Origin of the sequence: Klebsiella sp. Ech2A (genome assembly GCF_030078455.1) — a bacterium.
Lineage (GTDB): Bacteria > Pseudomonadota > Gammaproteobacteria > Enterobacterales > Enterobacteriaceae > Klebsiella > Klebsiella terrigena.
Map to the genome: position 1 here is coordinate 1 of NZ_JAQGFU010000300.1, position 3717 is coordinate 3717.

At 46.2% G+C, this 3717-nt stretch carries 3 protein-coding genes, 1 tRNA gene and 1 pseudogene; 4 read left to right on the forward strand and 1 reads right to left on the reverse strand.

Translation table 11 applies throughout. From position 1 onward, the window contains the following. The 4 genes and pseudogenes from PFH44_RS25815 to PFH44_RS25830 all read left to right on the forward strand — a co-directional run. A partial coding sequence (locus tag PFH44_RS25815) for a carbohydrate porin (RefSeq protein WP_283826594.1) occupies nucleotides 1-441 on the forward strand: 441 nt, incomplete at its 5' end. Nucleotides 442-1417: 976 nt separating this feature from the next. Next, entirely contained in the window at nucleotides 1418-2395 is a 978-nt protein-coding gene (locus PFH44_RS25820) for a hypothetical protein (protein ID WP_283826595.1), read from the forward strand. 4 nt (nucleotides 2396-2399) lie between these two features. Beyond that, nucleotides 2400-2894 carry a hypothetical protein gene (locus tag PFH44_RS25825; RefSeq protein WP_152643988.1) on the forward strand — a complete coding sequence of 165 codons (495 nt, stop codon included), beginning with the start codon at nucleotides 2400-2402 and terminating at the stop codon, nucleotides 2892-2894. A 40-nt stretch (nucleotides 2895-2934) separates the two neighbouring features. After that, nucleotides 2935-3347: pseudogene (locus tag PFH44_RS25830) on the forward strand (type VI secretion system domain-containing protein); the annotation flags it as partial. Nucleotides 3348-3501: 154 nt separating this feature from the next. On the opposite strand, the gene PFH44_RS25835 reads toward PFH44_RS25830, so the two are convergent. Next, nucleotides 3502-3576, reverse strand: a tRNA-Arg gene (locus PFH44_RS25835). Nucleotides 3577-3717: the final 141 nt, after the last annotated feature.

Consider the following 3717-nt stretch of genomic DNA (forward strand, 5'->3'; position numbering starts at 1 on the left):
GATAACAGCGTCTATAACAAAACCGGCGGGCTGACGGCCATCTACGCCAGCTTTGAGGGCAGCCACAAGTTTACCCGCCAGGCGCAGGTTGAATACCTGCTGGCCTTCCATGACTACGACAACGGCAGGGACAATACCGATAACCGTAAAAACTACGGCGCGATTATCCGTCCGATGTATTTCTGGAACGACGTGCATTCAACCTGGCTGGAAGCCGGCTATCAGCGTGTTGACTACGATCGGGGTGGCGACAACAAAGGCTGGAAGCTGACGCTGTCGCAGAACATCGCGATTGGGATGGGGCCTGAGTTCCGGCCGATGCTGCGCTTCTACGTCACCGGCGGCCAGGTGGATAATAAACATACCGCTAAGGTCAACGGCACCAGCAGCGATCAGCTGGACTCGCTGAACGTCGGCGGGATGTTCGAGGCCTGGTTCTAAGTTAGTTTGAGTACCTTGTGTCAGGACCGGAGTGGGGTAGCTGCTTACGGCTCAGTGACCTGCAGGGATGAGAGTTCCTGTCGGTCACTGCTGCCTGCCGGAAGAGGGATGAGACTTCCTGAGTAATGTGCGAGTTTGCATAAAACCTCAGGAAGTTCTGCCGCTATAAGGAAGGGATAATCGCCTTTAATACAATGGTAGTTACACAAACTTACTGACAGGTTCTGCGATCATAGTTTTGATGTGTCAAATCCATTTATTGCAAGCTTTATTTTCCCCTTTAATATTTCACTCCGTATATATTTATCTTTGTTATTGATTGGTTGTTTTGTTTTTCAAATTTTGATTTGCATCAACCCAGGAGATTATTTTAAACAATACTCTGACGGCATTGTCTTCTTCGATATAAATGATTGTTTATTTCGGATGGTGATAGATTATTTTCCTGTCGTCCCAGCGTAACTCATTATTAATAGCTAGACGAAAAGTCCTGGTGATTTTATTGTTTTGGTTTGAGTGTATTTATCTTTGATCTTTTAATCATCATTATTCTATTATCGCTTCTAAGGAATCGAAACGTGAAAACGTGGATCGTGATAAGCAGAGGGATGATTAGATGACTGAAAGTTTCCAAAATGGGTCGCCTAATTTGCGCGTTGATATAAATATTGACTTTTATTCACTTAGGACGAAAAAGAAAGCAAAATCATCCGTTGAATTAATGATTTCTTGATATTTAAGTCACGATCAGATGTCTGCATTATTCTCAGAGAGAGAAAAAAGTTAAATGTTAATAAAAATAATTTCGGTGCAGTCCTTTTCGAATGTTTCTAAAAAAGAAAAGTTATCGTTAAAAACATCCCCGTTGATGACGGCGGCCAAAACAACGTCAGTCTGATATTCCGTACTTCCAGGTGGAGGATACCCGCACTGCTGAAAAACTTTCACTGAAGTTTTAAGGATCAAGGAGCCAAAAATGGACAACGCACGGAACGCGGGAACTACTAATACCACTCGGGATAGTCTTGTCCGGGTGGTTGCCACCGCAGAGAATACATCTTGGGTTACGCCGGCAGATAATGCGGAATTTACTTTAAAAGCTGATGCCACGATTCCGGAGATTGTTTTTGAATTTCGAACGGAAGCTACTGGCCCTTATCAATGGTCCTGCGCGATTAGCTGGGATGCCAAAAGAAGTGGTCTGAAGGAAAGAACTCGGGGAACCACCGTATTAAGAGCGTTTTCGGATGCCGGGGAGTTTTCTTCTACTGAAAAAAGATGGACGGTAAATTTTGGTGAAGAGAAATTACTAGGGGGGAAACTGGTCGTGTCAGTCAAAATTGGTGAGTTGATCATTAAGCGTAATATTAAAATCAAAGGCCAGAACCCGGTTGTTACAGATCTGCACGCTTTTATTGATACCCTTGAAAACTCATCCGGGCTTAAGAAACTGCTGGCTCATGAAAGCTTCAATAAGCAATTTATTAATCTTGATGGTGAACCAATTGTATCCTTTGACCAGGGCTATGGTATGGCTCAAATGACAAATCCGGCGCCGGACTACACCACAACCTGGAGCTGGAAGGCGAATGTTAAAGCTGGAAACGACTTGTTCCAGGCTAAACGTGAGCAGGCGATACGTCATCTCAGCCAACACGGCACCTATACGGACGACATGGTCGAGCGGGAAGCAATCACTCTGTGGAATGGGGAGTACTATTACAAATGGGATGACACGACTAGTTCTTGGGTACGTAAATATAGCCATCTGTGTGACAGTAACACCGGAAATATTGGCTGGAATATGAATAACCCCACGAATACTGGTCAGACTGAAGAACAGCTACACAATCGAGATCAGCCAACCTATGCTTCTGGCTCTGCTGGGCAGTCTGCGGATCATGCATGGGTTTATTCAGGGCTGTGTTATGCCGATAAAGTTTATGGGGAATAAATACATGAAATATATTCAAGGCCTTGTGTTTTTTCTTGGTGTAGCATTGAATGCCTCCGCATCAGAAATCAAGGAAATATTTAACCGCCAACAACCATTAGCGATTGAAGGTGTAACGATTATACCTCAAAAAGAACTGGCATCACTATACAGTGATAGGAAGTTGCATACCATCGGTAATAGACAATATTTTCTTTTAATTAATGGTTTCCCCTCACGCCCGGGGAACCCTACAGCACAGTGCGGGGCCGGGCAGGAAATGTATGCCGATATTTATCAGGTTGGGGCAAAAAAAACAACTAGGGTACAGCGTATAATGGTTGTCAGTTGCTGGCGTTCACTGGAATTAGATAGCTGGCAGAAGCAAGAAAATTTTTCATCGATTACATGGAATAAGAATGGAGTTATATTTGACTGGATTGTGCCGCCTAAATTTACCAATGTCCGCGCACAATTGAATCTTAATACTGTTTCACCTGAACTGGTCTTTATACCCTGACTATGCCGGTAAATCTTAAAATTATTCCCCCCCGCAGCCTGGCGCCAATCACCTCTGGCTGGATTTGCAGTGGAACACCCACCAGGCACTGGTGAAATTGGGGCTGGATGTACTGGCCGACATCATCACCGCCGACCTGAAAGGGCTGCTGCGCCGCCTTACCGGACTTGAAACGCTGGCGTTTAACGACGGTGCGCCATTTGCTGATGAGATCACGCTGAACTGGATTAATGAAAAAGTACTCGATGATATGCCCGGCTGGCGCGATGAGCCGGTCAGTGCCACCAGCATGGCTGACAACGATATCCAGGGGCTTGTGCCGGAAGCGCTGGAGAAAGCCGACAGCGAAGGTCTGGATGCCACGCTCCACTGGCTGTAGACACGCCCGAGTACCGACGCCATAAAAGACAAATGGCGCTGCGCCCGCCGATGGCCCGCGTGGCCGAGCAGAAAGTTTTGGGGGCTTGCCGGAGGTTGAACAGGATCGGTTTGCCAAATGTTTGCTGATTCAAGTTGAATCAGGTAGACGTTACACCCAGGGTTAAGCGTTTTTTGCCGGCCATCAGGGGATTTTATCGAATTCGGTAGGTATCAGGAGGGCTTGAAATGGTGTCCCCTGCAGGAATCGAACCTGCAACTAGCCCTTAGGAGGGGCTCGTTATATCCATTTAACTAAGGGGACGAAGCGGCGGGATTATAGCGTTTTTTTCCTTACAGGTTAAGCAGCTGTCGGCTGACTGCTTAATCTATCGCCACTTAGCGCGTTTTTTTAGCTTTAGCCCGCGCTTTTTTCTCGTTACTGATGTCGTTACGGATCTGGTCG